We start from the raw sequence: 16,767 nt of genomic DNA, 5'->3' as shown, positions 1-16,767 counted from the left end.
CGCACAGACGAGACGCCGTCGAACAGCAGGAGATTGCATGCCGAGATCGGCCGCCGAGGACCGCAAGTTGCTGCCGACGCTGATCCCCGCAAAGGGACCATCGGGCGATGAACAAGAAGTCCCTCTTCCCGGTCGCCCGGTCATGGATTCGATCAGCGAAAGGATATCGGACGAATTGGCGGCAAGAATGATCGGTGCCATCCAGTGGGGGCAGGCCTTGAAGGATCTCATTGGTAATGGCGCGCACACCGTGCCCAGCCGCGCCGGTCTTCTGCTCTTTGGAGCACTGATTCTGGGCGGCTGCGACGATTTCCGATACCCGCGTGATGCGGAGGATACGCTGGAGAGGGTTCTGGCCGAACAGAGCGTGCGGGTTGCGGTGGCAAGCGATCCGCCCTGGGTTCGCGTCGTAGATGACGTGCCGGTGGGCGTCGAAGCGCGGCTCGTCGAGGCATTCGCCTTGGAGATTGGCGCCGCCATCGAGTGGCAGAACCTGTCGCAGGTCGAGGCGCTCGAAGCCGTGGAACGGGGTGATGCAGATCTCGCCATCGGCGGCTTTACACAGCGTTCGGTTAACGCCATCGCAGGTGCACCGACCTATCCGTATTTCTCGGACGAGGTTCAGGTCGCGGCCCTGCCGGATGCGATTGTGCCGACGGATCTCGACGGGGCTCGCGTCTTCGTTCCACCGGACCTGCTCCTCGGCGGTTACCTGGATGACGAGGATGCCGTTGCCGTTTCCAGCCTGGAGGAGAGCGACGGACTCATGATTGTCCACGAATGGAAGATCCCGGGTTCGCAACTGAGGCCGACGAATTATGCGATCCGGAGCGAGAAACACGTGATGGCGGTCCCCAAGGGAGAGAACGCCTGGCTGATGCGCCTCGAGACTTTTCTTCGCGAGAAGGACGACGTGATCGTGCCCCTCCTGCAGGAGTTTGCACCGTGAGCGCCAGGTCGCATCGTCTTCCACCCGCCCAGCAAGCGGCGATACGGCGCGCCTGCTGGCTGCAGGGCGTCTGGATCTTCTTCCTGACCACCATCGTGTTGGCCATGTATTTCACGCTCGGCAGCTCGCAGGCGATGAAGACTGCCTGGATGGAGGACCTGCTCAGCTTCGTGCCGCCGGTCGCTTTCCTGGCCGCAGTGTGGATCGAGAGGTGGAAGGCCAATGCGCGCTACCCACTCGGTTTCGTGCGGATCGCATCGATTTCCTATCTCGTGGCGGCAGTTTCGCTGGCCGGTGTGGCGCTGTTCATGATCTACGACTCCGCCAGCGCGTTGATCGCCGCAGAGCACCCCACCATCGGCAGCGTCGAGTTCTTCGGGTGGACGTTCTGGTTTGGCTGGCTGATGATCGCGGCCCTGGTCTATTCTGTCATTCCACCCGTCATCTTCGGCCGCTTGAAGATGAAGCCGGCGCAGCAGCTGCACGACAAGGTGCTCTACGCCGACGCGCTGATGAACAAGGCGGACTGGATGACGGGCGCGGCCGCCGTGGTCGGCGTCCTCGGGATAGGTCTTGGATGGTGGTGGGCGGACGCGGTGGCAGCCATGGTCATCGCCCTCGACGTGCTGCACGACGGCTACCGCCATACGATGGCGGCGGTGCGCGATCTCATGGACAAGACGCCGCGGACGGTCGACGACAAGAACATCGATCCGCTGCCGAAACGCGCCAAGGAGACCATCGATGCCCTGCCCTGGGTGCGTAGCACCAAGGTCCAGTTTCGTGAGGAAGGCCGCTATCTGTCCGGCAGCATCTTCGTGGTCCCGGCCGAAAGCAGCGTTTCCGCCGAAGCGATCGCCGACGGCGAACGAAGGCTGAAGCAAATCGACTGGCGCATGAGGATGATTTCGCTCGTGGTGATTCCGCATATCGGCCAGGTCGAGGAGCAGGAGCTGTGACGGCCGCACGAGCGGCGTCATCGAACCCGGAGGCCGTCACCCGACGATCCGCCACCTGCCGCCGAAAACATGAACCGGAGCCTTGAACGTTCTGCAGACGGAGATCCCGCTTGCGAAACCGGCTCCCGGTCGATTCAGCTCCCGAGCATGGACGGGCGGCAACGGATTGCCTCGCCTCTAGCCCTCGCGTTCCGGGTCGTGCCTTCCGGTCTTTAGCTCCGCCTTGCTCTCCCGCAGGAATGGCCGGATAGCGTCGCTGAGCTCTCGCGGCCAGAAATGGCTCATCGTATGGGCGATACCGCTCAGGATTTTCAGGCGGCCATCGGGAAGTTCCTGCGCAACCGTGCGCGCCCAGTCTTGAGTCACCATCTGGTCGTGTTCGCCGCTGACGACGAGGGTCGGTGCCGCGATATCTTTCAGCCTCTCGCCGATAGGGTAAAGGCGGTAGGAGTTGAACGTATCGTAGACGCGCCGAAATCCCGCCCTGCGGTAATCGTCTGCGAGGAGAAACGTGTCAGAGGCGGTTGATGGCTCGACCCGAGAATTGCTGAACCACAGGCGGACCATGCGCAGCGCGCCCCGGTCGGACGGCGCCGACGGCGGCCCCTGCAGCACGACCCGCTCAACGATGTCAGGGTGCCGGCTGGCGCAGGCGACCGCGACCTGACAGCCATAGGACGTCGCCACCAGAGCGACCGGTACCTGGCAGCAGGTTCGGACGTAGGCGGCGATGAAGTCCCCCAGACCCTCAACGTCGAGCGCCCTCGACGGCCCCTTGCTGCGGCCAAAGCCGGGCTGATCCGGTACGTGAACCTCGAAATCGAGACCGAGTTCGCGAGCGATCGGCGACTCGAACCGACTGGAGACGCCCTGCCCGTGGATCATCACGACGGGAGTACCGCCCCGCTTGGCCGAGACACGAGCGAAGGTCTCGAAGCCGTTGACGACGGCCACGCGCTCGAGCAACGCCGGCGCAGCCTGACGTGGGGAGCTCTTTGGTTTCACTGAGGAATTTTCTTGCATCGGTCCTGCATGCGCAACTGCGGTGGATGGTCGAGCCTGTGATAGCGGCCTGCTACGTGGCTTTCTACCATCAAACAGGCGCCGCAGCTGTTCGGCGACGACACGGACCTCCCCTCCATAGCCCCGGGATGGTTCAAAGGAATCAGACCTTGCAGTAAGGCTGATGACGACCGTTCAAGCTCCATGCCAAGAGCGTCAATCCGTGCTCTTGGGAAGAGCCCCGATGCGTCCGCGTGCGGCACAAATACCACCGGCGGGGGTACAACCAGATTCTCGGCGGCCTAGCTACCTTCGTGATTGCGAAGACAAAACATGCACGTCGCACGCTAACCCGTTGTCCGGCCTCTTTCACGAGCGTCTTGATGCCGAAAGTGAGTGCGTTCCTCGGCCTGACGATACTGGCTTGGGTGGAGTTGCTTTCGTGGCTGCTGATGCAGCGTTCGGGCCACCGCGTGCGTGTCTCCTGTGGGTGCAGGACACTCAGCTGAAGCCAAGGCCGAAGGAGAAACGGCCGACAGCCAAAAGGTAAGAACATGCAGGCGACTCCCGCTTCCCGGAAGTCAGGTAGGTCTCCGATTCTTCGGGCCGGAGAAAACTGTTGGCGCATCGAGACAGCCGATCGCGTCGCCTGGCTCGTCGATGGCGAGGAATATCATCCGACGGCCAAGCAGGCCCTCCTGAACGCCCGGCATTCGGTGCTGCTCGTGGGATGGGACTTTGCACCCGATGCGCGCCTCGAGCCCCGCCGTTCCGATACGCCGACTCCAGATCGGATCGGTGATCTCCTGGAGTTTATTGCTCGTCGACGCCCGGAGCTCGATGTCCGGGTGCTGATCTGGGACAAGGCCGTGTTGCTCGACGTGATGCGCCGGAGACCTCCCGGCCTGCAGGAGACCCGGATGAAGCAAGGTCCGGTGAATTACGTCCTGGATAGGGCCCATCCCTTCTTGGCCAGCGGCCACCAAAAACTGATGGTGATCGACGACCGCCTCGCCTTCTGCGGCGGCTTTGACTTCGGTGGCAACCGCTGGGATACGAACCGGCACCAGCCGCAGGACTTGGACCGGCAGACGCCGGCCGGCCAGCCGGCAAAACCCCATCATGATGTCATGCTGATGGTCGATGGTGATGCTGCGGCCGCCCTCGGCGATTTGGCCCGCGAGCGATGGCGACGAGCTACCGGCACTGCACTGGAGGCCCGGCGCGCCGAAGTTGATCCCTGGCCTAAGGCGATCGAGCCTCAAATTCGCCAAGCGAGGGTAGGCATTGCCCGCACTGCGGGCGCCTGGCACGACCATCCCGAAATCCGCGAAGTGGAACGCCTGTATCTCGACGCGATCGCCGCCGCCAGGGACTGCATCTATCTCGAGAGCCAGTATCTCGCCTCCTATGAGATCGGCGACGCCCTGGCACGCAGGCTCCAGGAGCCGGATGGGCCAGAGGTGATCGTCGTGACCCCCAAGCGGTCCCCGGCCCTTCTCGAGCACCTCGCCATGGACAGCGCCCGCACCCGGATCGCCGCCGATCTAAGGCGGTCCGACCGCTTCGACCGGTTCCGCCTTTACGCCTCCCTTACCGACGGAAAGGAGGTGGTCGTCCATTCCAAGGTGATGGTGGTCGATGATCAGATGCTGCGGGTCGGGTCAGCCAATCTGAACCGACGCTCAATGGGCACGGATTTCGAGTGCGACCTCGCTGTCGAGGCCGGCCCGCAGGACGAGCAGACGAGACGGGCCATTCTGCGCTTTCGTGGGCGCCTCGTCGCCGACCATCTCGGATTGCAGCCGGCGGAGGTCGAGCGCATCTCTGCGGAAGGGACGTCGCTGATCGGCACGATCGAGCATCTAAACGGGAGGACCAATCGCAGCCTGTCGTCCTTCCCGGAGCCGCGTCCCGGTCTGCGCGAAACCATCATGCACCAGTCTCTCACCGATCCGCGGCACCCGCTCTTGTCGCGCCCGCCGATCCGATCTTCGATCCTGCGCGCAGCCGTAGCTGGCGCAGTCGGCCTCGGAGCAGCGCTGCTGCTCCGCCGGCTGGCAAGGGCGAAACGGACCGCCGGATCCCGCTCCGAGCCCTTCAGGTGACGGTGTTTTGCCCTCTTCAGCAGCCGTCGCGGCGCAGCCTTCGACCCGCACCCGGTCGGAACGGCATGTGGATCGCCCCCGGGTGGCGCAAAGGCCGGTGGCTGCGCCGCGAACAACCGCTCGGCGGAACGCTCCTCCAGCGCGCCATGCCATCGGCCGAACCGGTAATTTTGCAGCAGTCAGGAGGACCCCAGGAAGGTTGGGTCTCTCACTGGCGAGCGGAAATACACAACCCGTCTTAACAGGGAAGGAAGCAGCGGCGATTTTTTTGAAGCCCTGGAAGATCCTCTTGAAGCTGCCATCGCGCCTCGTTGCAATTAGTATCCTCAGCTCTGGCGTCTTCGTCGTCCAATCCGGGCCGCAACGACTATGATCGTCGGCCACAGCATCGTGTTCAGCACGTCTCGCAGGCTCGCAATCCAGCGATAGTCTTGGTGGGCACTCCAGCCGAACAGATCGAGGAACTCGTTACAGAGCTCAAGCAGCAGGACGATCATCAGCGGCAGCCAGTGGCCGAGCGGCTTCTTTAGCAGGCGGTTTGATGCAAACAGGATGAGCAGTCCGAAGTGAACGTGCAGGGCATCCTTCGACAAATCCGCAAACGTCACCAGGCTGGTCTTCAGCGTCTCCCACATGTAACCGACCGCTCCGAGTCTACGTTTCCATTCCGGTGTCGGCACGTGGCGACAATCGTTTGCGCCCGGTCCATATCCCCGCCGAACTGGAGGCATAGGGTCTGGCGCCGTAGGACGAAGGGAGTCCCCGGCTCCTCGAAAAGCTCTCGGTACCGGCAAGGCATATGTCGTCGAGATGGCCCTATTCCGGTACCCGTCGCTGTCGCGAAGCCGAGCGCTTCCTTGAAGATCTCGTTCTGCGTTTTCTTGCCTATGGACAGACGTCCGAGATCACGGACCCGTTTCTCCAGATCTCGGTCCCGGGATGTGTCGACGACATCCGCGTCGGCCCGAACGGCGACATGCCGCCCTCCAGCATCCGGCGCTTCCGGACAAAGAGCTGAGATGGCAATCCCGCCCGGCGCTTTGCGCAAAGCGGAAGCCTTCCCGTTCCAGTATGTGAGCCCAAGAATCACGCAACTAACGTGGAGGATGAGGGGATCGCCGACTGCGGGGGCGGCAAGAGTATCCTCGCCGCCCCCGAATTAGTGCCGACTACTGGTTGGCCGTGACGTCCAGGTTCAGAATGCCCGGCAGGGTGGCCGGTGCCCCTAGCGCGGCGCCCAGAATCTGGGGCGCAGGGACTGGCTCCGTCGGATCGATGGAGATCGTGATCGACTGCGGGTCTTTCAGGAAACGCGACACGGCGGCAGCGATGTCGTTCTGCATTTCTTCGTTCTGGAAGCCGGCCAGCATTGCTGGCACCATGGTATCAAGCGTCGCCACAAGCTGTTCGACCGACTGATTCCCGAGCTCGGCATAATGGCTCAGAAGACGGTCGACCAGGGACGCGTCCTCGTAGGAAAGTTCCAGTTCGCCGAGTTTGAGCTGGGAGATCAGTCCCAAAATCCCAGCCGTCCAAGCCTCGGTGTTGTCGGGCTTGTCCGCCATTCGCTGCTGCAGCTGCATGGCGGACTGGATGAAGTCGGGCGTGTAACCGGAGATGCTCTCGCTGAAGGTGAGCGTGCCGGCATCCTCGACCGCAAGCTGGACCTGATCGATCTTGAGTTCGCCAGTCTGGGAATCCCAGCTTGCCTTGCCAGAAGCCGAGCCGCGGAGCTCTTCATAATCCAGTTTCGTAACGAGCGAAGGCTCGTCCTCGCCGATCGCCGGCTTCATCATGAAGTTTCCGAGATCGAAGTTGCTGGTGAGAACCCCCTTATCGGAGAATGCGTTGTCGATTTCCGCGCCGGTCAGGCTGAAACTGACCTTGCCGCTCTCGGTGACCTGTACCCCGCCGAGCGTGGCGCTTTCGAAATACAGGTCGGACGACGTTGGGGTCGTCGAGGCTGGATCCGAACCGGCAATGTCGATGCTCTCGAGAGTGAAGTCATCGACCTTCCAGCCGCTGGCCGCGTTGTCACGCTCCAGGTCGGTCGAGAAGCGCTTAATCTCGTATCCCTCTTCGCGAGAGCCCGTCACCCCTTCGAACAGAAGGTCGCCAGCCTCAACGCTCGTACCGTCCACGGAAAAAGTGACGTCGCTCAGAACAACGTCGTCACCGCGTTCTTCGGCGCCCGCATAGTCGATCGAGAGATTCTGCTTTTCGAGGACGGCGCTCAGCCGTTCGGCGAAAGGCTCGGCTTCCACTGCAAACGCGGACGTGGAGCTCAACAGCGCGATGGCCGAGCCGTAGAGGATGGGTAAGGTGCGAGGCATAATCATAATTCTTTCCTTAATTCGGTGGAGGCCGTCGACGTCGCGGGATCGGGCCGCCTTGGAGCGGCTCGAACACACCCAACAAGCGGGCGGCTCCTGCTAACGCTACCGGACAAACGAGAGACGCCATGGCGCAGCCAAGGCTCCTGAAACCCGCCGGATGGCAGTGATATCCGTCGGCAGAAAGGATGCGGTCCTCTGCCCGTGACTTTATGCCGACCCCAAATGGTATGGTCTTGACTGAGGGTCCGGATCGAACGAGCCGAACCCTGGGGCGGCTCACTCCCTCAGCGTGTCGGACATCTCGCTCCCGACGGACCTGGGGGTCCCACATCCGCGGAGAAGCGGGATCGATCTTCCGGCGAATTTCATAGCGGTCATCGTCATGATATTCTCTCCTGGTCGATCGAGAATTTCCAAAGCACAGCAGGTGGCTTTGCAAATCATCTGCTAGACCAACATCGACCGCCGCCGCCTGTTCCGAAAATGTACGAATGGTAATGAACTTCGACCGGGCCTTTACGGACGCATCACGGGAACTCGGCCCGCAGGCATCCGCGACAGCTTCGGCAGGAACCCGGCGGAGCGGCCCCGACTGGCCCACGACCGAGGGAATCGGGCCGTTGCGTCACTAAAGTTGCTTTCGAAGGAAGGGCGCAGACACGACGGGGAGTGCTCGCATCAGGTGATTCGGCGCGAAACCGCGACCTCACTCGTTGGCCTTGATAGCGCCTCCGCCCTCGCCGCCACGCAGCCAAATTACGAGCCCTTGCGATCGCGCCCGTCGCAACCGCCGCGGGAGTAGCGTCGGACACTTCGGAGACACCGGCCGCGTAGGAGTGCGAACCGGTTCCACCTGAGGTCCCACCCTCTCAAACGAAAAGGCCTCGGCTAACCAGCCGAGGCCTCCAGATTTCCGGCGCGCCACTTCGCGTAATGCGCGGAACGATCTTACCCTGCGCCAAGCCGATCATAGTCGAAGGCTTCCATCTCGCCGATGTCATTCTCGGCGTAAGGGAGATCGTAATACTGGTTACCCGGTCCCCAGCCGTATCCGGCGCCGTAACCGTAGTAGGGGTAGGCATAAGCGCCTCTGGCGCCGTAGCCCACGTCGGCGTTGACGACGACCGCGGCAACCTGGCCGTCCCGAAGGATGACATCGTTGACGTAGCCATAGTCGCGATAGCCGTCATCCTGGCGAAGCCGGGCATAGTCGCCGATGAGTTCCGAAACACGCCAGGCGCGGGGCCCGACCTCGGCGTCATCCACTTCGGCCGTTATGGCCGCGGCGGCAGTCGTCGCCGTCAGGAGTTCGTTGTTGAAAAGACCGTAGTCCTCAACCGTGTCCTCCGTGACCGGAACGATGATGCCATCGCCCTCCGCTCTCAACTCGACGTCGCTCCAGGGAATGCTGACATGGGTATCACCTATGTCCCAGAGGCCGCCGACTTCTGCGATCACCGACAGGATCTTCCCGTCGGTACCGACGATGATGTCCTCGACGTCGCCGATCTCGTCCCCGGTCAGACCATAGACTTCCATCTCGTCGATGAAGTCTTCGGCGCTGACGCCATCGGCGTAGAGCTCATCGTACCGCCAGTCGGAGAGGCTGACGATGTTGGCCTTGACCGTCTCGTCGGCTGTGCCGACGACACCGGCATCGGCAGAAACTGCGCCGACGCGATCGTAACCCGCGTATTCGGACTCTGCGATGATGTCGTTGTCGTCCATGTCGTAGGCGCTGTAGAGGCCGGCGGAGAACTCGCCTTCGTCCAGGAAGCCGTCGCCGGCCGTATCCCACGTACCGAAGGCAGAGGTGTTGCCGAGACCGGCACCGAACTCGTCTTCCGACACGATGCCGTCCGCGTCCGCATCCAGCGTCCCGTAGGCAACGGGCTCGCCATCGCCGAACCAACCGTCCCAGCCCGCCGAGTACTCGTCAGAGGTCAGCGCGCCGTCGCTGTCGGTATCCCAGTCGTGATAGGCGCCGGTATAGAACTCCACGTCCTCGATCCGCTGGTCCGAATTAGTGTCCCAGCGGCCGTACGTATCCCGTGCCACCCGCTCGAACTCGGCAGAACTCAGCTCAAGATTTCCGTCCGCGTCGATGTCGGCAAAAGTGTACGTGGCCTGGGCAAGTGCGGGGGCTGCGCTCGTCGCCAAGATCAGCGCCATAGCAGTTGAGGTCGCTCGTTTCATGTTCGTCTCCTTCGTCAGTTTGATATCGGCCGCGTCGAGGTGCGTGGTGCCCGGCTGCCTCTCCAGCGCGTGTCGAGGCAGACGATTGGTGACTTCGGGTCTGAGAAGCACCGGAGACGGCGGCGATACGCGCGCTGTCAAAGGCCAATGGTCGCGCTCCGGCACGGTTCCGCCGCCAGCCGGAGTTTTTCCCTCGCTACAGCCCTACGCCGGCGAAACGCAGCGGCAGGACCCGGCATCAGTCGCAGGCGCGATGTTCCTGATGCCGCCGACTTTCGCGATCACCGACAGCACCTCGCCGCCCAGGCCCAGCAGGACGTTCCCGACTTCCTCGCCGGTGGGGAATAGACGTCGAAGTCGAGGATTCTTTCCACGCTCATCGGGTTTCCGGCATCGCTTTCAGAATGTCGGTCGGCAAGGCGACAATCTTTTCTCCGCTGAGCGGGTTGCACGCCGGCGGCGCGGGAGAGACGTTGGTGGCCGGTGCCGTGTCAGACCCGGAAGTCGCCGTCCTTGGGCTAGCGCCAGGGGGAACACCGGCCAACAAAGAGCCTTACAACGGTCGAGGCGCGGCGGGTACAAGGGCGCACTTCTCTTTCCAGCTTGCGGCGAAACACCGGGAAGCTTTCCTTGACGCCCGGAGCGTCATCGACCCCGCCGGGCATCGCCTCCTCCGAATGGGCAGGCTGGTACGATGGTGCGCCAGAACGGCGACACGAAACCCGAGCTGCCGGTGCCGGACGACGCAAACGCCTGGAGGCGAGAGAATTTGAAGCACGCACACCTGACAAGCCTGTTCCGGACCGCGCTGATCGGCTGGTGGAACGACCGAGCCCTCAGCCTGGGCGCCGCGATCTCGTTCTATACCATCTTCTCTCTCGCTCCCGTCCTTCTCATCGTCGTGAGTGTGGCCGGGTTGTTCTTCGGACGCGAAGCCGCGCAGGGTGCGATAGTTGCTGAGATCGGCGGCCTGGCAGGCGCCGAACCGGCGTCCGCAGTGGAAGCAATGATTGCCGGCGCGAGTGACGTCGGGACCAGCGTCCTCGGCACGACCATCGGCATCGTGACCTTCTTCTTTCTGGCCACGGGCGCCTTCGTAGAGCTGCAGGACGATCTCAACATCATCTGGAAGGTCGAACCGAAAGCGTCCGGTTTCGTGGCCCTTCTGCGAACCCGGCTTCTCAGCCTAGCACTCGTGCTGTCGATCGGCTTTCTGCTTCTGGTCTCGCTTGTCCTCGATGCGGGACTGACAGCGGCGAGCGGCTATGTGGAGCAGGCCCTACCACACTCGGGCACAATCATCTCGACGCTCAACTTCGCGCTTTCACTCCTCATGGCGGTCCTGCTTTTCGCATTGATCTTCAAGATCCTGCCGGATGCCGACATCGCTTGGCGGGACGTGGCGACCGGCGCGGTCATCACCGGCGTTCTGTTCACGCTCGGCAAGCTCCTCATCGGCTATTATCTCGGACAAAGCGGGGTGGCCTCAAGCTATGGCGCAGCCGCTTCGCTCGTCACCCTCCTGCTCTGGGTCTACTACTCTTCGCAGATCCTGCTCTTCGGCGCCGAGTTCACAAAGGCCTACGCCGACCATCGGCGGCGGACGTAACGATACGCCGGTTTCGACAGTCTCCGCCCCGAGACCGGCCTGGCCCGGCAAGCGTGGGGTCCGTCTCTAATCTTGACGGTTCGCAAGCAAAAGCCCGGTGCCAAAGCAAAGCTGGCCACGGACTTGCCTCCTGGGGAAGAAGGTCACCACCACTCACAGGAGCAGGGAGCCGTCGCTGCCACTGGCACCGATACGTACAGGCGGCAGGCGTGGCGCGAGTCGCGCCGACCACAGCACCGCCAGAGGCCCTCACGAAAGATCGGCACTTGGAGAACACGCCGGATCATGGCGGCCATTAGTCTTACGCACCAGGAATAAATCTCGGCGCGCTGGGCCGAAACACGCCCGTCCGCTTCCGAGCATGCGGACGCGAGAAGACGCCGTCCGGCTCTCGACCTACTCAGGTCGCTTCAAGCGCCCGAACTGGGGGTTGTAGGCGCCCAGCAGGTGGCGAGCGATCCCCCGCCGCATCATCGGGAAGACCCGTAACGTCCGGTCACGAACCGGAAATCACTGTCGGCGGCGAAACTCCGAACGCTGCGATCCCAGCGGGTTGCGTGGGTGAATCCAGGCGCACCAGGTGCAGCCACCGACGCCTAAGTGGGAGTTTCGCGTTGACGCGACAGGCGACAGTCGTATGGTGCGCGTCCTCCTACTGGATTCCGGGAAGGCGCGAGAGCGGGGCATCCGTAGACAAAACAAGACGCTTAGGGAGAAGCAACTTGCTTAGAACATCGATCAAGGTCCTTTGGGCCGGTGCAACCCTCGTCATGCTCGCCAGCGGCGCGATGGCGCAGGACGTCACGCTGAAATTCCAGTCGAGCGACCCGGCCGGCGATCCGAACTACCAACTCTACAAGGAATGGGCCGACGGCGTCAGCGAGATGACCGACGGGAGGGTCGCTATCGAGTTGCTGCCGGTCGGCGCTGTCGTCGACTTCCAGGAGACCCTCGACGCAGTCGGCGCGGGCATCCTCGACGGCCATATCACCGACACCTCCTACTTCGCAGGCAAGGACCCGGCCTTCGGCCTGATCGCCAACCCGGTGGGCGCATGGTCCGATCCGCAGCATATGCTGAAGTACTTCAACGAGGGCGGCGGCAAGGAGCTGATGAACGAGATGGTCGAGCCGTACGGCACGCATTTCTTCGGCGGCACCACGCCGGGCCTGGAAGCCTTCGTATCGAAGGTGCCGCTCGAAGGCGTCGATGATCTTCAGGGCCTGAAGTTGCGCGCCCCGGCCGGTCTCGTGCAGAACATCTTCGCGGCTGCCGGCGCCTCACCGGTGAACCTGCCGACCTCGGAAGTCTTCACTGCGCTCGACAAGGGCGTCGTCGACGCGGCCGATTACAGCGTCTTTCATGTGAATCAGGCGCAGGGTCTCAACAAGATCGCCCTGCATCCGGTGTTCCCGGGGTTCCACTCGATGCCGCTGATCGAGTTTTCGATGAACAAGCAGAAATGGGACGCTCTGCCCGAAGACGTGCAGAAGATCCTCGAGGATTCGGTTGTCGATCTGGCCCAGCGCCAGAACGCGGCGCTGGCCGAGAAGAACGAGAAGGCGGTTGAGGAGGCCAAGGCGCAAGGCGCCACCATTCACGATTGGTCGGACGAGGAGCGGGCGAAGTTCCGGAAGATCGCCATCGGCGAGTGGGAGAAGCAGGCCGGCCAGTCCAAGAACGCGCAGAAGGTGTATGACAGCCTGACGGCGTATCTCGAGCAGGAAGGCCTCCTCGAGGCACAGTAAATCTGTCCATCAGGACCGCGGGCGGGGCCGACACCCCGCCCGCCTTTTCTCCTCTCCAAGGATAATCCGGCGATGAGTCGCGATCCCATTGCCGTAAACGGACCCGATCGGGACCTCAGCGCCACCAGCGAAGGCACAGGGGACACGGTGCCCGAAGCAGGTGCACTGGGTCGTGGCATCGAGTGGATCGGCTATCTCTTCGCGGCAGCGATCGTTGCTTCCGCGGCAATCCTGCTCTTCGAGATCTTCATGCGCTACGTGCTCGACAGCCCGACCAACTGGGTGCACGAAACGAGCATTTTCCTCTGCGCGATCGCCTTCATATATGGTGGCCTCTTCTGCGCTGCCCGCGACAGCCATATCCGCGTCGTCCTGATCTATGACGTCTTGGGCCGCCGGGTCCGCGCGGCCCTCGACGTCCTGATCTACGTCATCAGCGCGATCTCCGCGGCGTTCTTCGCCTGGGCCTCCTGGCTGATGGTGAAGACCTCCTTCTGGAATCCGAGCGGCGCCTTCCACATGGAGGGGACAGGCAGCGCCTGGAATCCGCCGACACCCGCCCTGCTCAAGGGCTTTCTGTTAATCGTCATGATCGTCCTGGCCATCCAGTTCCTGGTCCTAGCCGTCAATCATGCCCGTCGGCGTGGCTCCAGACAGGACGCATAAATGGCCGAGTTCCTCGACTTCGGTATCAACCTCAGAGATCTGGGCATCGGCTACGGCACGCTCGTGATGTTCCTCATGCTGTTCGGGTTGCTCCTGACCGGCATGCCGCTCGCCTTCGTGACGCTTCTCGTGGCGCTGATCTTCGCTCTCGGCTGGTTCGGCCCGATGGCGGTGCCGCTGATCACCAGCCGCGTCTTCAGCTTCGTCTCGTCCTTCATTTTCGTCTCGGTGCCGATGTTCGTGCTGATGGCGGCGATCCTCGACCGATCCGGCATCGCGCGCGACCTGTTCGACGCCATGAAGCTGATCTCCAACCGCGTCCGCGGCGGCGTGGCGATCCAGACCATCTTCGTCGCGGTCATCCTGGCAGCGATGAGCGGCATCATCGGCGGCGAGATCGTGCTTCTCGGTCTCCTGGCCCTGCCGCAGATGCTGCGCCTGGGCTACGATCGCAGTCTTGCCATCGGCGTGGTCTGCGCCGGCGGCGCGCTCGGCACGATGATCCCGCCGTCCATCGTCCTGATCGTCTACGGCCTCGCAGCCAACGTCTCGATCGGAGACCTGTTTACCGCATCCTTTCTTCCGGGCGTGATGCTGGCTGCCTTCTACGTGCTGTATGTCCTCTTCCGGGCCTATTTCACCAAGGGGATCGTGCCGGATCCGGACCCCGAAATCATCCCGCTGGCCCAGAAGATCGCGCTCCTCAAGGGGCTGATCCTGCCGCTCCTGGTCGTCACCTTCGTGCTTGGCTCGATCTATGGTGGCATCGCCTCGGTCACCGAGGCCTCGGCCATCGGCGTCGGCGGAGTCCTGCTGGCGACAGTGGTGCGCGGCGAGTTCACCTTCGAACTCCTGCGCGGGGCGGCGATGCAGACGCTGGCGACGGTCGGCATGATCGTCTGGATCGGCATCGGCGCCAGCGCCATCGTCGGCGTGTTCAACCTGATGGGCGGTATCGACTTCGTCTCGTCGCTGATCATCGGCATCTCCGAAAAGCCGATCTACGTGCTGCTGTTCATGATGCTGATCCTGTTCGTGCTGGGCATGTTCCTCGACTGGGTCGGCATCGCGCTACTGACGCTGCCGATCTTCGTGCCGATCATCGTCGAACTCGGCTACGATCCGGTCTGGTTCGGCGTCCTCTTCTGCATGAACATGCAGGTGTCCTTCCTGTCGCCGCCGTTTGGGCCCGCGGCCTTCTACCTGAAGAGCGTCGCGCCGCCTGACATTTCGCTGGGCGACATCTTCTGGGCCCTGCTGCCGTTCATCGGGCTGCAAATCCTGGCCCTCGCCGTGCTGATTGTCTTCCCTGGCATTACGGGGCGCTAGAGGCCGCCTCTGACCTGACGGGATCACCGCCGGTTGCTCGCCAGGGCAGCTTGGGACACGGCGGTGATCGTGGCGTCGCTGCTCCTCGTCGCGGTGATCATCTTCGCGAATTATCCGACCTGTGCTTCCGTGCGCGCCCACCATCCGCCAGGGTCTTCATACTTTTCGGCATCCTGCAGAGACTCTGCCTTGATGGATGCGTGCGTCGATCGCCCTGGCGCGGCAGTCATCCCTCTCGGCACAGCCCCGCTCCCGGAGTCTCGACCGTCGCGAAAGATCGATGTGCCCCGGTAAGCGATCCAGGCGGCTGTTCGGCATCGGCATCCGTCCAGCTGGATCAAGCTGGTCGCGGCCTTGCGGAGGGCGTTCCGCGATCGTTGACTCGCGTTCTCGAGTGGACGACAGCGGCGGCGGGAACCGGCCGCAGGAATTGAGGGAGACTGTCCATGGCAGGACGCAAGCACCGTATCGCGCTGGTGGGGCTCGGCATGGTGGTCGGCGCCCATGCCCGCAGTCTCATGGATCTCGCCGATCGGGCCGAAGTCGCCTGGGCCTACAGCCCGACGGCGGCGCGGCGCGACGCTTTCGCCGCCCGGTTTCCGTTTCCGACCTGCGATCGCCTGGAGGCGATCCTGGAGGATCCCGCGATCGACAGCGTCATCGTCATGACGCCGGCCAACACGCATCTCGACATCGTCGGGCGATGCGCCGCGGCCGGCAAGAACGTGCTTCTGGAAAAGCCGGTGGAGATCACCACCGACCGCGCCACGCGGCTGGTCGAGGCCTGCGAGGCCGCCGGCGTGACGCTCGGCATCGTGCTGCAGCACCGCTTCCGGCCGGCCGGCGAGACGCTCGCCCGGATGCTGGCGGAAGGCGAGCTCGGCGCGATCGCCGGTTGCTCGACGAGCATCCGGCTCTGGCGTCCGCAGACCTATTATGACGAACCCGGCCGCGGCAGTCTCGCGCGCGACGGCGGCGGCGTGCTGCTGACGCAGGGCATCCACACGCTGGACCTGATGCTGAGCCTGGCCGGCCGCATCGCCGAGGTCCGCGGCTTTTCCGCCACCAGCCCGCTCCACAGGATGGAGACGGAAGACATGGTCGCCGCCGGCGTCCGCTTCGAGAACGGCGCGCTCGGCACGATCGACGCGACGACCGCCGCCTATCCGGGCTTTGCCGAGCGCATCGAGTTCATCTGCCGCAACGGGACGGCGGTGCTGGCCGGCACCGGCCTCGACGTCGCCTTCCACGACGGCCGAACCCGGCGTGTCGCGCCGCTGGAAACCGCCGGCGGCACCGGGGCCAATCCCATGGATTTCCCGCATGACTGGCACCGCAGCGTCATCGCCGACTTCCTCGACGCGCTCGACCGGAAACGCCCGCCGCGGGTCTCGGGACGCGAGGCGCTGAAGGTGCATCGGCTCATCGACGCGCTGATCGCCGCCGGCCGGTCCGGAAGCGGCATTGCGGTGGCCGGATCGCCGGAGGACGTCGGGCGGGCGTAGACCGTCGCGGCGACGCCCCTGCCGCCTAGCGCTAGCGCCCCGTCTTGGTAGCGGAGTGGAAGTCGGCGGGCTTGCCGGCGACCCATTTCACGAAGCGGGCGACGGTCTCGTTGTCGGTGAGCGGCGTGCCGCTTTCGGCATGGCGGACCAGTTCGCTCGCGGTGAAATTCGCGTCGATGGTCTCCCGGCAGATCGGATGGACGGGCACGGTGTCGCGGCCGCCTCGGCTCTTGGGGATGGGATGGAAGCGGTCGACGGTCTTGCCGAGCGGCCGGCCGCACAGCCAGCAGGGCTCCGCCGGCGCCTCGGCGGCCGCCTCGTCCACCAGCCAGCTGGCGTCCCGGATCTTTCGTGCCATCT

13 protein-coding genes are annotated in these 16,767 nt (G+C 63.6%); 8 read left to right on the top strand and 5 right to left on the bottom strand.

The window, feature by feature from the left end:
• Positions 1-37 precede the first annotated feature (37 nt).
• Entirely contained in the window at positions 38-949 is a 912-nt protein-coding gene (locus LXB15_RS06720; RefSeq protein ID WP_233951877.1) for an ABC transporter substrate-binding protein, read from the top strand.
• Positions 946-1,908, top strand: a complete 963-nt coding sequence (locus tag LXB15_RS06715; RefSeq protein ID WP_233951862.1) for a cation diffusion facilitator family transporter — start codon at positions 946-948, stop codon at positions 1,906-1,908. The genes LXB15_RS06720 and LXB15_RS06715 overlap by 4 nt, the downstream gene beginning before the upstream one ends.
• Positions 1,909-2,085: 177 nt before the next feature.
• On the opposite strand, the gene LXB15_RS06710 is transcribed toward LXB15_RS06715, so the two are convergent.
• A complete protein-coding gene (locus tag LXB15_RS06710) occupies positions 2,086-2,913 on the bottom strand; it encodes an alpha/beta fold hydrolase (protein WP_233951861.1) in 828 nt (275 codons plus the stop codon).
• 551 nt (positions 2,914-3,464) lie between these two features.
• Here LXB15_RS06710 and LXB15_RS06705 point away from each other — a divergent pair.
• On the top strand, positions 3,465-5,018 hold the full coding sequence (locus LXB15_RS06705) for a phospholipase D-like domain-containing protein (protein WP_233951859.1): 1,554 nt from the start codon (positions 3,465-3,467) through the stop codon (positions 5,016-5,018).
• A 326-nt stretch (positions 5,019-5,344) separates the two neighbouring features.
• Here LXB15_RS06705 and LXB15_RS06700 read toward each other — a convergent pair whose 3' ends face one another.
• The 3 genes from LXB15_RS06700 to LXB15_RS06685 all read right to left on the bottom strand — a co-directional run bounded on the left by LXB15_RS06700 (position 5,345) and on the right by LXB15_RS06685 (position 9,550).
• Positions 5,345-5,653 carry a hypothetical protein gene (locus tag LXB15_RS06700; protein WP_233951857.1) on the bottom strand — a complete coding sequence of 103 codons (309 nt, stop codon included), beginning with the start codon at positions 5,651-5,653 and terminating at the stop codon, positions 5,345-5,347.
• A gap of 534 nt (positions 5,654-6,187) precedes the next feature.
• A complete protein-coding gene (locus tag LXB15_RS06690) occupies positions 6,188-7,357 on the bottom strand; it encodes a hypothetical protein (protein ID WP_233951855.1) in 1,170 nt (389 codons plus the stop codon).
• Positions 7,358-8,302: 945 nt separating this feature from the next.
• Complete coding sequence (locus tag LXB15_RS06685; RefSeq protein ID WP_233951854.1) at positions 8,303-9,550, bottom strand: PRC-barrel domain-containing protein; 1,248 nt, start codon at positions 9,548-9,550, stop codon at positions 8,303-8,305.
• A gap of 694 nt (positions 9,551-10,244) precedes the next feature.
• Between LXB15_RS06685 and LXB15_RS06680 the strand changes: the two genes are divergently transcribed.
• The 5 genes from LXB15_RS06680 (at position 10,245) to LXB15_RS06660 (ending at position 16,407) form a co-directional block, all read left to right on the top strand.
• A complete protein-coding gene (locus LXB15_RS06680; RefSeq protein WP_233951852.1) occupies positions 10,245-11,159 on the top strand; it encodes a YihY/virulence factor BrkB family protein in 915 nt (304 codons plus the stop codon).
• A gap of 614 nt (positions 11,160-11,773) precedes the next feature.
• Entirely contained in the window at positions 11,774-12,907 is a 1,134-nt protein-coding gene (locus LXB15_RS06675) for a TRAP transporter substrate-binding protein (RefSeq protein WP_233951850.1), read from the top strand.
• 72 nt (positions 12,908-12,979) lie between these two features.
• Positions 12,980-13,573, top strand: a complete 594-nt coding sequence (locus LXB15_RS06670) for a TRAP transporter small permease subunit (protein WP_233951849.1) — start codon at positions 12,980-12,982, stop codon at positions 13,571-13,573.
• A complete protein-coding gene (locus LXB15_RS06665) occupies positions 13,574-14,902 on the top strand; it encodes a TRAP transporter large permease subunit (RefSeq protein WP_233951846.1) in 1,329 nt (442 codons plus the stop codon).
• Positions 14,903-15,348: 446 nt separating this feature from the next.
• Entirely contained in the window at positions 15,349-16,407 is a 1,059-nt protein-coding gene (locus tag LXB15_RS06660; RefSeq protein WP_233951844.1) for a Gfo/Idh/MocA family protein, read from the top strand.
• A gap of 31 nt (positions 16,408-16,438) precedes the next feature.
• Here the strand turns inward: LXB15_RS06660 and LXB15_RS06655 are convergent, their stop codons facing one another.
• A complete protein-coding gene (locus LXB15_RS06655) occupies positions 16,439-16,765 on the bottom strand; it encodes a hypothetical protein (RefSeq protein ID WP_163041993.1) in 327 nt (108 codons plus the stop codon).
• Positions 16,766-16,767: the final 2 nt, after the last annotated feature.

This window comes from Aurantimonas sp. HBX-1 (assembly GCF_021391535.1).
GTDB lineage: Bacteria > Pseudomonadota > Alphaproteobacteria > Rhizobiales > Rhizobiaceae > Aurantimonas.
The sequence above is the reverse complement of the archived record's forward strand: the minus strand, read 5'-3'. Positions and strand labels throughout refer to the sequence as shown.